General features: G+C 70.1%; 8 protein-coding genes. 1 reads left to right on the plus strand and 7 read right to left on the minus strand.

From position 1 onward, the window contains the following. Window positions 1–6: 6 nt before the first annotated feature. The 4 genes from ACIBJG_RS10215 to ACIBJG_RS10230 all read right to left on the minus strand — a co-directional run bounded on the left by ACIBJG_RS10215 (window position 7) and on the right by ACIBJG_RS10230 (window position 5,032). Complete coding sequence (locus ACIBJG_RS10215) at window positions 7–1,050, minus strand: ABC transporter permease (protein ID WP_399306457.1); 1,044 nt, start codon at window positions 1,048–1,050, stop codon at window positions 7–9. Beyond that, a complete protein-coding gene (locus ACIBJG_RS10220; RefSeq protein ID WP_326734576.1) occupies window positions 1,047–2,021 on the minus strand; it encodes an ABC transporter permease in 975 nt (324 codons plus the stop codon). The genes ACIBJG_RS10215 and ACIBJG_RS10220 overlap by 4 nt, the downstream gene beginning before the upstream one ends. Further along, window positions 2,018–3,760: a sugar ABC transporter ATP-binding protein gene (locus ACIBJG_RS10225; RefSeq protein ID WP_399306460.1), complete on the minus strand. Its 1,743-nt coding sequence runs from the start codon at window positions 3,758–3,760 to the stop codon at window positions 2,018–2,020. The genes ACIBJG_RS10220 and ACIBJG_RS10225 overlap by 4 nt, the downstream gene beginning before the upstream one ends. A 186-nt stretch (window positions 3,761–3,946) precedes the next feature. Then, the gene (locus tag ACIBJG_RS10230) at window positions 3,947–5,032 is read right to left on the minus strand and encodes an ABC transporter substrate-binding protein (RefSeq protein WP_399306463.1); all 1,086 of its coding nucleotides are present in this window, start codon (window positions 5,030–5,032) and stop codon (window positions 3,947–3,949) included. A gap of 528 nt (window positions 5,033–5,560) precedes the next feature. Between ACIBJG_RS10230 and ACIBJG_RS10235 the strand changes: the two genes are divergently transcribed. After that, window positions 5,561–8,008, plus strand: coding sequence for an RICIN domain-containing protein (locus tag ACIBJG_RS10235; RefSeq protein WP_399306466.1), 2,448 nt, complete (start codon window positions 5,561–5,563; stop codon window positions 8,006–8,008). 94 nt (window positions 8,009–8,102) lie between these two features. Here ACIBJG_RS10235 and ACIBJG_RS10240 read toward each other — a convergent pair whose 3' ends face one another. The 3 genes from ACIBJG_RS10240 to ACIBJG_RS10250 all read right to left on the minus strand — a co-directional run bounded on the left by ACIBJG_RS10240 (window position 8,103) and on the right by ACIBJG_RS10250 (window position 14,690). Further along, complete coding sequence (locus ACIBJG_RS10240; protein WP_399306469.1) at window positions 8,103–8,615, minus strand: GNAT family N-acetyltransferase; 513 nt, start codon at window positions 8,613–8,615, stop codon at window positions 8,103–8,105. 136 nt (window positions 8,616–8,751) lie between these two features. Continuing rightward, on the minus strand, window positions 8,752–12,033 hold the full coding sequence (locus ACIBJG_RS10245; RefSeq protein WP_399306472.1) for a LamG-like jellyroll fold domain-containing protein: 3,282 nt from the start codon (window positions 12,031–12,033) through the stop codon (window positions 8,752–8,754). A gap of 218 nt (window positions 12,034–12,251) precedes the next feature. Beyond that, the gene (locus ACIBJG_RS10250) at window positions 12,252–14,690 is read right to left on the minus strand and encodes a GH92 family glycosyl hydrolase (RefSeq protein ID WP_399306474.1); all 2,439 of its coding nucleotides are present in this window, start codon (window positions 14,688–14,690) and stop codon (window positions 12,252–12,254) included. Window positions 14,691–14,967: the final 277 nt, after the last annotated feature.

The following is a 14,967-nucleotide window of genomic DNA, read 5'->3' on the forward strand; positions in this document are numbered from 1 at the left end:
ACCGGTTCAGGTGGATCTGCGGCTGCGCGACAGATAGCGCTGGGCCACGACGACAACGATAAGGAACCCTCCGCTGACGACGGACTGGTACGAGGAGTTCAGTGAGCCGATCTGGTTGATCAGGTTCTGGATGACGGCCAGCAGCAGTACGCCCCAGAGCGTGCCGCTGATCGATCCGGCGCCACCGATCAGGAGGGTGCCGCCGATGACGACGGCGGAGATCGCGTCGAGCTCCATGCCCACGCCGACGATGGTGACGCCGGAGGAGAGTCTGGCGGCGCTGAGCGCGCCGGCGAGTCCGGCCAGCAGTCCGCTGAGCGTGTAGACGAGGATCTTGGTACGGGCGACGGGCAGACCCATCAGGGTGGCCGCGTCGCTGCTGCCGCCGACCGCGAAGAGCGTCTGCCCGAACGAGGTGCGCTGGAGGACCAGTCCGCCGATGCCGAACAGGACCAGGGCTATGAGGATCGGGTAGCCGAAGCCCCAGACGCTGCCCTGTCCGAGCTCGCCGAAGGCGGAGTCCTTGGGGACGAGGTAGGTGGTGGCCCCCTCGTCGGTGATCGCGAGAAGCAGGCCGCGCGCCCCCAGCAGAGTGGCGAGCGTGACGATGAAGGGTGCCATTCCGGCGCGGGCCACGAGGAAGCCGTTGAGCAGTCCGATCGCACCGCACACCACGAGCGGGACGAACAGCGCGGCCAGGAGGCCCCATTGGGAGGCCCAGGCGGCGAGCACACCGCCCAGGGCGAAGACGGATCCGACGGACAGGTCGATGCCGCCGGTGATGATGACCATGGTCATGCCGAGGGCGACCACGGCGAGGAACGACGCCTGGACGGTCACGCCCCGGGCGTTGTCCAGGGTGCCGAACGTCGGGTAGACGAAGGAAGCGACGATCACGACCGTGAGCAGGACCGCGAGCACGCCCTGGCGCTGGAGGAGTTCGGCGATGCGCTGCCCGGCCGCGGGGCGGGGTGCGGCGCCGCCGGACGCCGCCGGTGTCTTGAGCGGTGCCGGGGCCTGGGCCGCGGGTGCGGGTGAGGTTTGGTTCATCGGGACCGACGCTCCCGGGCGACGTAGACGGCGGCGATGATGATGGCCGCCTGGGCGATCTGTGCGGTGGAGTCGGGCAGGTCGTGCTTGACGAGGGTGGCGCGCAGCAGCTGCATCAGCAGGGCGCCGGCGACCGTGCCGAGGACCCGGATGGAGCCGCCGTTCAGCGGGGTGCCCCCGACGACGACCGCCGTGATGGCGGAGAGTTCCATGAGGGTGCCGAGCGACGAGGGGTCGCTGGCGGTGAGCCTGGCCGTGGCGAGGATGCCCGCCAGGGCGGCCAGGACGCCGCAGAGCACGTACACACCGATGAGGACGCGCCGTACGGGAAGTCCGGCGAGGGCGGCCGCGGAGCGGTTGCCGCCGATGGCGACGACCTGGCGGCCGAAGGTGGTGCGCTGGACCAGGAAGGCGACCGCGACCGCGAGGACGGCCGCGATGAGCACGACCAGCGGGATACCGAGGAAGGAACCGGTGCCGAGCGACAGCAGGTCGGGGTTGACGATCTGCTTGAGCTGACCGTCCGCCATGACCAGGGCCAGACCCCGGCCGCCGACGAACAGGGCGAGGGTGGCGACGATCGGCTGCAGCCCGACGAGCGAGACCAGTGAGCCGTTGATCGCTCCGACGACGGCGCCGGCCAGCAGCGCCATGACGAGGGCGGGCACCAGCCCGTAGCCGAGGTAGAGGGGCAGCAGCGCGGTGGCCAGTGCCATGGTCGAGCCGACGGAGAGGTCGACGCCCTCGGTGCCGATCACGAGCGCCATGCCGAGGGCGACGATGACGATGGGGGCGACCTGTACGAGCTGGGTGCGGAGGTTGTCCGCGGTCATGAAGTGCTCGGTGAACAGGGCGTTGAAGAGGAGGACGACCGCGACGGCAAGGTAGACGCCGTACTCCTGGTACCAGGCGGGGTCGCGCAGCCGGGCGAGCGGCCGGGCTGCGGGGGTGCTGAGTGCGGCCTGGGTCATCGGGGGTCCTCCTTGGCGGCCGGGGTGTCGCCCGCGGGCGCCGGGGTCGGGGCCTTCACCGCGGGCGCCGGGGCGTGGTCGGCGAGCACTTCGAGCAGATGGCTCTCGGCCACCTCGTCGCCGGACAGTTCACCCGCGACCGCGCCGCCGCGCAGGACGACGATGCGGTCGGCGCCCTCGATGAGTTCCTCGATGTCGGAGGAGATGAGCAGGACGGCGAGGCCCTCGCGGGCGAGGTCGTCGATGAGGCTCTGGACCTCGGCCTTGGCGCCGACGTCGATGCCGCGGGTGGGTTCGTCGAGCAGCAGGACCTTGGGTTCCAGGCAGAGCCAGCGGGCCAGCAGTACCTTCTGCTGGTTCCCGCCGGAGAGCTCGCCGACCTTCTGCTCGGGGCTCGCGGCCTTGATCCGCAGCCGCTTCATGAAGATGTCGACGATGCGGTCCTGCTTGGCCCGGGAGACGATGCCGGCGCGGGAGAGGCGGGGCATCGCGGCCAGCACGATGTTCTCGCGGACCGAGAGGCCGGGCACGATGCCTTCGGCCTTGCGGTCCTCCGGCAGCAGGCTGATGCCTGCCCGGATGGCGCCGGCGGAGGTGAGCCGTCGCAGGGTGCGCCCGCCGATGGTCAGTTCGCCGGAGTCCAGGGCGAGCGCTCCGGCCAGAGCCTTGGCGGTCTCACTGCGGCCGGAGCCGAGGAGTCCGCCGAGGCCGAGCACCTCACCTGCGTACAACGACAGGGATATGTCGTGGAGTTGGTGATCGCGGGAGAGGCCGGTCGCGGTGAGTACGGGGGTACGGGAGGCGTCGTGGCCCTCGGAGCCGAAGCTGGTGACGCCGTCGCGGCGGACCTCGGCCATGTCGCGGCCGAGCATCATCGAGACGAGTTGCATGCGGTCGAGGTCGGCGAGGTCCCCGGTGTGGATGTGCCGGCCGTCGCGGAGCACGGTGACGCGGTCGCAGATCCGGTAGAGCTCGTCCATGCGGTGACTGACGTAGAGCACGGCGATGCCGCGTGCGCGCAGGTCCTCGATGACCCGGAAGAGGGTCTCGACCTCGCGCGGCTCCAGCGAGGAGGTGGGCTCGTCCATGATGACGACCTGGGCGTTGACCGAGACGGCGCGGGCCAGGGCGACCATCTGCTGGGTGCCGATGCCCAGGGTGTGCAGGGGCCTCTTCGGGTCGACACGTACGCCGAAGCCTTCGAGGAGTTCGGTCGTCTCGCGGTGCATCCGGGAGAAGTCGATCAGGCCGAAACGGTTCTTCGGCTCCCGGCCGAGGAAGATGTTGCGCGCCACGCTCATCAGCGGGACGAGGTTCACCTCCTGGTAGATCGTGGAGACACCGGCCTGCTGCGCCTCGAACGGCCGGGCGAAGGCGATCTGTTCACCGACGAGGCGCAGTTCGCCCTCGTCGGGCCGGTAGACGCCGGTCAGCACCTTGATCAGGGTGGACTTCCCGGCGCCGTTCTCCCCCACGAGCGCGTGGGTCTCCCCGGCGCGCAGGGAGAAGGAGACGTCGTCCAGGGCGACGACGCCCGGGAAACGCTTGCTCACCGAACGGGCTTCGAGGACGGCCGCGGCGGATGCGGAGTCCGGGCGTGCGTCGGCGGCCGGTGCAATGTCCGCCGGCCGGGAGGCCGGTCGCGCGGAGTCCCGCCGCTCACCGGCACCCGGCGCGGATGCCTCCTTCGCGTCGGCGGCCGGCTGCGGCGGCTGCGGTACTGCTTCGGGTGGTGCCATGGCTGTTCTTGGCCTTCCGCTCTTCCAAGGATGTGGGCCCGGGGGCCGCCGTGACGGGTGGCGGCGTCACGGCGGCGGGTGGTCCGGCGAAGTCCGGTACGGGCCGGGCCGCGTACGGATCAGTACGCGGCCGTCCCGGCCGGCGGGTCGTGCGCCGGCACTACGGGCAGGTGTGGCCGGTCCCGGTCAGAACGCGCCGCCGAGCGAGGCCTTGGCGTTGGACTCGTCGTAGGCGCGGTCGCTGATGATGACGTTCTCCGGGATCTCCTCGCCGCCGTAGAACTTCTGGGCGGTCGCGAAGGCGAGCGGGCCGAAGCGCGGGTTCGACTCGATGACGGCGTTGTACTCACCGTTGACCAGTGCCTGGACGGCGTTGCGGGTGCCGTCGACGGAGACGATCTTGATGTCCTTGCCGGGCTTCTTTCCGGCGGCCTTCAGAGCGGTGACGGCACCGAGGCCCATCTCGTCGTTCTCCGCGTAGACGGCGGTGATGTCGGGCTTGGACTGGATGAGCTGTTCCATGACCTGCTGGCCCTTGTCACGGGCGAACTCACCGGTCTGCTGGGCGACGATCTCCAGGCCGGGCGCCTTGGCCTTGAGCTGGTCGACGAAGCCCTTGGTGCGGTCGGTGGTGACGTTGTTGCCCGAGGCACCGAGGAGGATGGCGACCTTGCCCTTGCCACCGGTCGTCTTGATCATCGCGTCCGCGGCGCGCTTGCCCTGCTCCACGAAGTCGGAGCCGAGGAACGCCACATAGTCCTTGCAGGCGGTGGAGTTGACCTTGCGGTCGATGGTGAGGACCGGGACCTTCTTGGCGGCGGCGGCCTTGAGCGCCGGCTCCAGCCCGTCGGAGTTCAACGGGGCGACGATGAGGAACTGGGCGCCCTGGGACAGCATGTCCTGGATGTCGCTGATCTGCTTGGACAGCTGCGACTGGGCGTTGGTGGTGAGCAGCTTCTTGACGCCGACCTTCTTGGCCTCGTCCTTGATGGACTGGGTCTCGGCGATCCGGAACGGGTTGGCCTCCTTCTCCGACTGGGAGAAGCCGACCACGGCGTTCTTCAGGTCCAGCTTCGGCGCACCGTAGGTCTGCAGCGAGCAGCCCGCACCGGAGGAGGACTCGGGGGTCTTGGCCGCCTGCGCGCCCTGGCTGCTGTCGGCGTTCGCGGTGTCCGAGGTCTCCGACTTGGAGCAGCCGGAGGCGGCCAGCGTGGCGGTGGCGGCGAGGAGGCAGGCCACGGCGAGGGTACGGGTTCGGCGCTGGATCATCATGCGCGGGAGCTCCTTGGCGGGATGACGGCACGCCGATGGGCGTGCGGTCGGGCATGGCTGGACGATGCATCGGCTGCCGCTCGGCGGCTGATGTCACTGCATTCCTCACGACCCCGCCCCTGCCGCGGCACTGGCTGGACGAACTGCGGTCGTGATGGCTTGCGCGGCCTCTCGGCGGCTCGGTTTACAACGTTATATAGGCGCCGCGGCACGGGCGGCAAGAGCGTTGTCGATGCGTTTCCAAAATGTGTCGGAGTTACCCGGCGGCCGAGGACGGCCCGCGTCCTGCCGGCGACCGCCGCACCCCTGGACAGTCGCCCGACACCGTGCTGTCATACCGCCGGTACACATTTTTCCAACGTTGCAAGCACGTTGTCGCGTCACCCTCCGGTCGCGACGGCGTGCCGTGCCGTGTGCGCACGTCCGGATTCCGCCCCGGGCCGGTGGGCGTCATGGCGATCCCCGTACGTGTCATGTGCCGCCCCCGCGCCGGAGCCCGTACGGCCGGCAGAGAGCAGGAGCTCCTCCATGCCCCTGAACCGCAGACAACTCATGGCCGGTGCGCTGGCCACCGTCGCCGCCACCACCGCCGCGTCCGGCCGCTGGGCCACCACGGCGACCGCGGCCGAGCACCGCGCGAAGCCCGCCCACGGCGGCCACTACTCACCCAACGCCGCACCCCTGCACCCGACGGCGTTCCTGAAGCTGCCGCCCGGGCAGGTCACCGCGCGCGGCTGGCTCGCCGTCCAGCTACAGCTCCAGCTGGACGGGTTGTGCGGCCGGTACGAGGAGTTCTCGCACTTCCTGGACTTCACGGCCACCGGCTGGGTCCGCCCCGAACTCGGCGGCTGGGAGGAGGTCCCGTACTGGCTGCGCGGATACACCGATCTGGCGATCGTCACGGGCGATGCCAAGGCACTCGCCGCGGTGCGCCGCTGGTTCGACGCGATCCTCGCCACCCAGCAGTCCGACGGGTTCTTCGGACCGAAGGCGCTGCGTACGTCGCTGAACGGCGGCCCGGACTTCTGGCCCTTCCTGCCGCTGGTGCAGGCCCTTCGCTCCTGGCAGGAGTACTCCGGCGACACCCGTGTCATCCCCTTCCTCAGCCGGTTCTTCCGGTACATGAACGCCCAGGGGCCCGGCGCCTTCAACACCAGCTGGATCGCCCTGCGCTGGGGCGACGGCCTGGACAGTGTCTTCTGGCTCTTCAACCGCACCGGCGACACCTTCCTCCTGGACCTCGCCGACAAGATCCACGCGAACGGCGCAGACTGGGGCGACAACCTGGTCAACCCGCACAACGTGAACATCGCGCAGGGCTTCCGCGAGCCGGCCCAGTACGCGCTGCGCAGCGGTTCGGCCGACGACACCCGGAACACGTACGGGACGTACGGCAAGGCCATGGACCAGTACGGGCAGTTCCCCGGCGGCGGCTTCGCCGGGGACGAGAACGCGCGCCCCGGGCACGGCGATCCCCGGCAGGGCTTCGAGACGTGCGGGATCGTCGAGTTCATGGCCAGCCACCAGCTGCTCACCCGGATCACCGGCGATCCGCTGTGGGCGGACCGCTGCGAGGAGCTGGCGTTCAACTCCCTGCCCGCCTCGCTCGACCCTTCCGGCAAGGCTGTTCACTACATCACCAGCGCCAACAGCGTCGACCTGGACAACGCCCCCAAGAAGGACCGGCAGTTCCAGAACGGCTTCGCCATGCAGGCCTTCCTGCCGGGCGTCGACCAGTACCGCTGCTGCCCGCACAACTACGGCATGGGCTGGCCCTACTTCGTCGAGGAGCTGTGGCTCGCCACTCCGGACGGCGGTCTCGCCGCCGCGATGTACGCGAGCTGCGAGGTCACCGCGAAGGTCGCGAACGGCACCGAGGTCACCTTCACCGAGGAGACCGGCTACCCCTTCACGGACACGGTCACGCTGACCCTGAAGGCACCGAAGCGCCTGCGCTTCCCCCTGGTGCTGCGGGTTCCCGCCTGGTGCGACAGCCCGGAGATCAAGGTCAACGGGCGTCCGGTCGACGCCCCTGCCGGGCCTGCCTTCACCCGCGTCGACCGCACCTGGGCCGACGGCGACAAGGTGACCCTCCACTTCCCGCAGAAGACCGCCGTCCGCACCTGGGGGCACAACCACGGATCGGTGAGCGTGGACCGCGGCCCGCTCACGTACTCCCTGCGCATCGGCGAGGCGTACGAGCGCATCGGCGGCACCGATCGGTTCCCGGAGTACGCGGTGCACGCCACGGGTCCGTGGAACTACGGCCTCGTCCTCGACGACCGCGAGCCGGCCGCCTCGCTGCGCCACCACGCGGTACGCCCCGTCAAGGACGCCAACCCGTTCACGCTCGACGGCACCCCGCTGACCATGACGGCGAAGGCCCGGCGGATCCCGGAGTGGACGGCGGACGGCGAACACGTCGTCGCGCCCCTCCAGGACGGCCCGGCCGGCAGCACCGAGCCGGTGGAGGAGATCATGCTCGTCCCGATGGGGGCGGCGCGGCTGCGCATCACCTCGTTCCCCACGGCCGATCCGGGCGCGGAACCCTGGCTGTCCGGCCGCTGGTACCGGATCCGCAACCGGCACTCCGGCAAGGTCCTGGGCGTCGACACCATGTCCACGGCCAACAGCGCCCACGTCGTCCAGTTCGGTGACACCGGTACCGACGACCACGACTGGCAGCTGGTCCCGGAGGGCGACGGCTGGTACCGGATCCGCAACCGCCACTCCGGCAAGGTGCTCGGCGTGGACACGATGTCCACCGCCGACAGCGCCCACGTCGTCCAGTTCGACGACAACGGCACCGACGACCACCTCTGGCAGCTGGTCCCCGACAGCGACGGCTGGTACCGGATCCGCAACCGCCACTCCGGCAAGGTCCTGGGCGTCGACACCATGTCCACCGCCGACAGCGCCCACGTCGTCCAGTTCGACGACAACGGCACCGACGACCACCTCTGGCAGCTCGTCTGATCCCTGACCGTTCCCCGCACTCCGACCTGCCCGCTCCACCGCCGCGGCCGACGGCCCGGATGCGACGCCACCGCGTCGCGTCCGGGCCGTCGGCCTACCGCGTCCGTGCAACCGGGGCCAGATACGTGTGCAGCAGCGCCGTCCGGCCGTCGGCTGTCGTCCAGTCTCCGGGGCGGCTGCCGACGTGGCGCCAGCCGGTGCGCTCATAGAGGGCGACAGCGGCCCCGCCGCCGTCCTCCACCTCCAGGACCAGCCGCAGGCCCTCGGCTGCGGCGGCCGTCGCCGCGGTGCCGAGCAGGGCACTCGCCACGCCGCGGCGGCGGGCCGAAGCCATGGCGAACAGTCGTGACACCGAGGCCAGTTCATCCGACGGAAGCCCTGCCTGCGCTGCCAGGACATCGTCGGTACCGGTCAGTGCCACATGCCCCAGCACTTGCCCGGCTTCCACCACCACCCAGGCCTCGAGCAGCCCCTCGGGCGTCAGCCAGCGCCCCGGATCAGCCGGCCACGCGGCCGGATAGCGGTCCGCTTCGTGCACGGTGGCCAGTGCCTCGACGCACGCCTTCATGTCGTCGTCCCGGCGGCGACGGATCTCCGGCTCTCCCATTCCTTGATCCTCACACGGTGGCGCCCCGGCTGGTTGTCCGGGGCATGGTGCATGCCGCTGCCCGCTGCCGCACGGATGCGGCAGCAGGCAGCGGTTCAGAGCTTCAGCGCTTCAGCGCTGCATGAACAGCCCGGGGCTACGGCTGCTCGGTGTCGTGCAGCGCGCTCACCTCGTCGGCGGTCAGGGCCTTGTCGTACACCGCGACCTGGTCGACCGAACCGTTCCAGAAGTCGGTGTTACCGCCCGACCACTTGGCACGGCCGACGGACAGCGCGCCGGTGCTGACGTCGGCGGTGCCGGCTGCCGCGGTCGCGGCGAGCTTGCCGTCGACGTACAGCTTGATCTCGTCGCCGCTGCGGACACCGACCACGTGGTACCAGCGGCCGAGCTCGGGCTTCATCTCCAGCCGGGCACGGTGGGCACCCGGGGTGGAGAAGGCGAACCCGCCCTGACCGTACTGGAGGTAGAACGGGTTCTCCTGACGCCGGCCGTCCTGGCTGACGACGGTGGCGTAGTTGCCGGGCAGGGCGTCCAGCGACGCCCAGGCCGACACGGTGTAGTCGCCGGTGGTGTCGACGACCGGGCCGTCGGTCTCGGCATACTGGCCCTCGCCGTCGAACTTCAGCGCCGAGCCGTGCACGCCGGACGTCCAGGTCGTTCCCGCGGAGAGGGTCAGGTCCTTGTGGTTCGGGCCGCTGTCGGCGGCCTTGGCGCCCGCGTTCTCGTCGAGGGACCAGGCGCCGCCGCCCTTGATCTCGTCCCGCTCACCGGCGGCCGCGCCGGCGGCGATGACCTCCTGGTTGATCTTCCGCACCTGGGCCGGGTCGACCTTGATCTCCCGGCGGTCGTACGTCCAGAGGCCGTTGAGCTCGTTCTCCAGGTCGGTCACCTGGGTGTAGATGGAGCCGGAGAGCTCGGCGCCGGCCGCCTCCAGGTAGTACTTACGGGTGTTCTCGACGTACTTGGCGGTCAGCGCGGCCTTGTCGGCGACACCGCTGTAGATCGCGGTGGGCGCACCCGGCCACATGTGTCCGGGCGACCGCAGGGTGAAGCCGCCGTGCTCACCGTCCATCGCCGCACGGTTGTCGTCCGGGAAGGCCGGGTCGGTGTTGTTGTAGTCGTGGTGGTCGATGATGTCGCCCTTGCCCGAATCACCCTTGGAGTTGCAGCAGTTGACACCGCTGTGGGCGTTCACGACGCGGGAGGGGTCGGCGGCCTGGACCTGCTCGGTGATCTTTCCGGTCTCGGTGCGGTCCCACTCGCCCCAGCCTTCGTTGAAGACGATCCAGGCACCGATCGACGGGTAGTTGTGCAGCTGCTTCATCATCTCGGCGCCCTGGTCGAGGAAGGCCTTGTGGCCCTTCTCGCCGGTGAGGTTGCCGGAGACGAAGTCCTGCCACACCAGCAGACCCAGCTGGTCGGCGTGGTAGTACCAGCGCGCGGGCTCGACCTTGATGTGCTTGCGGACGGAGTTGAAGCCGAGGTCCTTCTGCGCCTTCAGGTCGAAGAGCAGGGCGGAGTCGCTGGGCGCCGTGTTCAGGCCGTCGGGGTAGAAGCCCTGGTCGAGCTGGGCGAGAGAGAAGAACGGCTTCCCGTTGAGGACCAGCTTCTGGTAGCCGCCGACCTCGGCGACGCCGAAGGACCGCATGCCGAAGTAGCTGTCGACGGTGTCCTTGGAGCGGCCGTCGTCGAGGGTGACCTTCAGGTCGTAGAGGTAGGGGTCGTCGGGCGTCCACAGGTGCTGCTTTGCCACCGCGAGGCTCAGCTCACGGTTGGCCGGGCCGGTGACCCTGCCGACGACCTTGCCCTTCTTGTCGCGGGCGACGGCGGTGATCGTGGCGGACTTCGAGGCGTCCTCGGAGTTGACCGTCAGCGCGAGCCGGCCCTTGTCGATGTCCGGGGTGGTCGTCAGGGAGTCGACGGCCGCCGGGGCGACGGGCTCCATCCAGACGGTCTGCCAGATGCCGGACGAGGCGGTGTAGAAGATGCCGCCGGGGTTGGCCGACTGCTTGCCGGTGGGCTGGTCGGCGCCGGTGGTGTCGGTGACCGCGACGACGATCTCCTGCTGACCGCTGCCCTTGACCGCGTCGGTGATGTCGGCGCTGAAGGCGGTGTAGCCGCCTTCGTGCTCGGCGACCTGCTTGCCGTTGACCCAGACGGTGGCCTGGTAGTCGACAGCACCGAAGTTGAGCTTCAGCCGGTTGCTCTTGCCCTGGCCGTGCTTGTCGCTCTTGACGGCCCAGTTCTTCGGGACGGTGACGAGCTTGCGGTAGAACATGTGGTCTTCGTGGCGCTCGAGACCGGAGAGCTGCGACTCGACCGGGTAGGGCACGGTGATGCGCTCACCGAGCTTCTTGCCGAAGACGGGCTGCTCACCGGCCTTGGCCCCGGCGAACTCCCACGGGCCGTTGAGGTTCTTCCAGTCGTCGCGCACCTGCTGCGGCCGGGGGTAGTCGGGCAGCGGGTGGTTGCGGTCGACCTTGTCGCCCCAGGTCGTGGTCAGCCGGTGGGTGGACAGGTTCGTGGCGGTGCGGCTGATCTGCGGAACGGCCTCGCCGCCCACCTGGAGACCGGCTTCGCCGTCGTACGCGACCCTGACCTGCTGGCCCTTCTGTACGGGCCCCGTCAGGGTGACGGCCAGCGCCTTGGCGTTGCCGGGCACCCGGGCGACGGACTTGACCGGGATCGGCGAGGTGTCGGCCTCGACGGTGAGGTGGTCCTTCAGTGCCGCGTAGTCGCCGACCTCGTCCTCGAACGTGGCCTGCAGCTTCAGGCCGTCGTCCGCGACGCTCAGCCCGATGGGGTAGACCTCGAAGTCCGCCGGCGGGGTGAAGGCGGACTCGGGCACGATCTGCCGGGCGAGCGTCGCGCTGGACCAGCGCAGGAACATGTTCGCGCCGCCGGTGTCCTGGAACATCTCCAGCTTGAACGTGTGCGGCTCGCCGGCCTTGAGCGCGACCGGCTTGCTGGTCTGCTCGTTGTCCCAGTCGGGCTCCCAGTGGTCGATGACCACCTGTCCGTCGATAAAGAGCCGGAAGCCGTTGTCGCCGCTGGCGGCGAAGGTGTAGTCGCCGTCCTCGGGGGCCGTGATGTTGCCGGTCCAGCGGGCGGTGGTGTTCTCGGTCCGGCCGGTGGTGGACTCGAACGTGCCGGTGAGACCGGGGAAGTTGATCTGCGGGTCCAGAGCGACCCCGCCGAGCTTGTCGAAGTCCCGCGCACCGGGCGCGGACATGCTGAAGTACTCGCCCTTCAGCCCGTGGGTGGCGGTGGCCGGGTCGTCGGCCGCGAACGTGGTCGCGGGGGCGGTGGTGGCGGCCGGGGTGGCGGCGGCCGCCGCCGGAACCAGAGTGGCACCGACGGGTATCAGGAGTGCGGTGGCACAGGCCACCGTTCTGAACACAGCGCGGGATCGGGGCATTGGTCGTCTCAAGGCGTCGTCCTGTCGAGAGAGCTCACGTGCCTCGAACCTGTGAGGCACAGCACATAATCGAACATTGAGCCACAGCACCAAACGCAAAACAACAGTCGTGCACAGAGAATTTTCAACGATATAAATCAGGCTGGGCGAACATGCTGATCCTTGCGCCGGATCACCGCGAACGGGACGCGGCGATCCGGCACACGGTCCCCCAGTGACTACTGCGGCAACCCCGAAGCAGCAGTGGCCCAGGAGGTATTGGCCTTCTCGGACAGCCGGTATGCCAGCTTTCCGCCCCTGGCCAGCAGGCTCGCGTCCGTCCACGACCGGTCGTGGACGCGTCCGTCGAGCGACACCGCGTCGATGTACGGATGGGCGGCGTCGGCGGCCGGCGCGGTGATGGTGATGTCCCTGCCGTGCGGCCGGTCGATCACCGCCTTCGGGAACAACGGGGCGCCCAGCAGCAGTTCGCCGCCGCCCGGCGTCTGCGGGTACAGACCCAGCGCCGAGAAGACGTACCAGGCGGACATGGTGCCCAGGTCGTCGTTGCCGGGCAGCCCGCGCGGGCCCGTCCCGTAGACCGTGTTCAGGATCTCGCGGACCGTCTCCTGCGTCTTCCATGGCTGCCCGAGGGCGTTGTAGAGCCAGGGAGCGTGGATGCCGGGCTCGTTCGTCGGGTCGTAGCGCACCGCGTCGCCGCCCTTCACCGACCAGGAACCGTCCGCCTTGTGGAAGAAGCCGTCCAGGCGCTGGGCCGCCACGTCCCTGCCGCCCATCGCCTCGGCGAGCCCCTGGACGTCCTGCGGAACCATCCAGGTGTACGTGGCACTGGTGCCCTGCGCGAAGCCCCGGTCGCTGCCCGGACTGAAGGGCGTCACCCAGGAGCCGTCGAGGTTGCGGGCCTGGATGTAGCCGTTGGTGCCGGCCCCGTCCGTGGCCCCGGGGTTGTACACGTTGCGCCACCAGCCGCCGCGCTCCTTGAACGCCTCGGCCTCCTCATCGCGCCCGAGCAGTTCGGCCCAGCGGCCGAGCGCGGCGTCCGCGACCGCGTCCTCCAGCGTCTCGGCGGCGCCGCCCCAGCAGTGGCAGACGTCCTGCGGCGCGTAGTGGGACTCCAGGTACTGGGCCAGGTTGGGCCGCTGGCCCGTGCACTGGCCCGGGCAGCCGGCGTCCGAGAGCCCGTCGTCCACGGGTACGGTCGCCTGGCGCGCCAGCGACTCGTACGCGCCCTCGTAGTCGAAGTTCCGTACCCCCATGGCGTAGAACGTGGCGAGGGTGGCCGCGGTGGGGTCACCGGTCATGACGTGGGTGGCGCCGTTGATGTGCACCCAGCGGTCCCACACGCCGCCGTTCTGCCGGGCGAAGTTGTACAGCGACTGGGCGAAGTCCCCGGCGATCTCCGGTTTCAGGAGAGCGAGCAGTTGTATCTGGGCGCGGTACTGGTCCCAGCCGGAGAAGTTGCTGTACTGCGCCCCCTGTCCGCGCCCGATCCGGTGCGGCTGCCCGTCCATCCCCGGGTAGCGCCCGTCGGTGTCGCTGACCAGGTTGGGCTGCATCAGGGAGTGGTAGAGCGCGGTGTAGAAGGTGGTGCGCTGGGCCTCGGTACCACCGCCCGTGCGTACGGAGCCGAGCTCGCGGTCCCAGGTCCGGCTCGCGGCAGCCGCCACATCGTCGACGCCCGCGCGCGGGGCGATCTCCTTCCTCAGGTTGGTCTCGGCGCCTTCCTGACTGACGTAGGAGATGCCGATCCGCATGTGGACGTCGTTGTCGGACGTGGTGTCGAAGCCCACCCAGCCGCCCGATCCGCGGCCTGCCCGGTCCGCGCCCGTGGCGTAGCCCTCACCGCCACTGCCCGTGGTCGAGCCGGGGGCGAGCGTGCCGTCCTTCCAGGTGCCGGTGGAGGAGAAGGCGCGGTCGAAGGAGGCGCTGAAGTAGAGGCGGTAGTAGCTCTTGCGGTTGTTGGTGCCGCCGTTGGCGCGACGGCCGCAGAAGGCGCCGGTGAGCACCGAACCCGTCACCTTGCGGTGCACGGTGTCGATCTTCACCTCGGCGTCCTCGCTGCCGTTGAGCGAGTTGGAGACGCGGAAGAGGAGGTTGGCGGGCTTCCCCGCCGGGAACGCGAAGTCGGCCACGCCCGCACGGCGGCTCACCGCGAGGTCGGCGGTGGCCCCGGAGTCGAGGCCGACGGTGTAGCGGCCCGGGACGGCGCGCTCGTCGTCGTGCGAGAAGTCCGCCGCGTAGACGGCGTCCTTGGTGTCCGCGGACGGCGACGAGGTGACATCCCCGACGAACGGCATGATCGGGATGTCGCCGGCCGCGCCGGGGTTGCATCCGGCGCCGTTGACATGAGTGAGGCTCAGTCCACGCAGCCGCGTGGCGCCGTACTCGTAGCCGTTCGCAGCACCGGTGCTCGTCTGGTCGCCCCGGGTGCTCGTGGGTGACCAGGCGATCATTCCGTACGGGAGTGTGGCGCCGGGAAAGGTGTTGCCGCCGTTGGCGCTGCCGATCAGCGGGTCCACGTAGGCGGTGGGGCGGGTGACGGGCGCGGCGGCCTCTGCGGCGGGGGGCAGGACGGCGGCGGCGAGTGCGCCGGTGACGACCACGGCGGCTGTTCGCGCGGCGAGGCGCCGAGTCGCGGTCAGCTGTCTGGGGGGCATGTCGCGGAACCTTCCAGGGAGTCCGGACAACGTTGTCACCGGCCGGGTGCGGCTGGTCGCAACGTTGATCGATTCGCGGCCGAGCGTAGGTGCCCGCGACGCGGGAGGGAATGCCTCAGCCGTCATCCCGGATGAATGCGCGGTGAACGGATGCCGCGATCCGGACGACACGCACGGAACCGCCCTCTCCGCTGGTCCGGACGACGCGCAACCGACCGCCCTCCCCACGGATCCGGACGACGCGCAACCGACCGCCCTCCCCACGGATCCGGACGAC

Origin of the sequence: Streptomyces sp. NPDC050422, assembly GCF_044458665.1 — a bacterium.
In the GTDB taxonomy this organism is placed as follows: Bacteria; Actinomycetota; Actinomycetes; order Streptomycetales; family Streptomycetaceae; genus Streptomyces.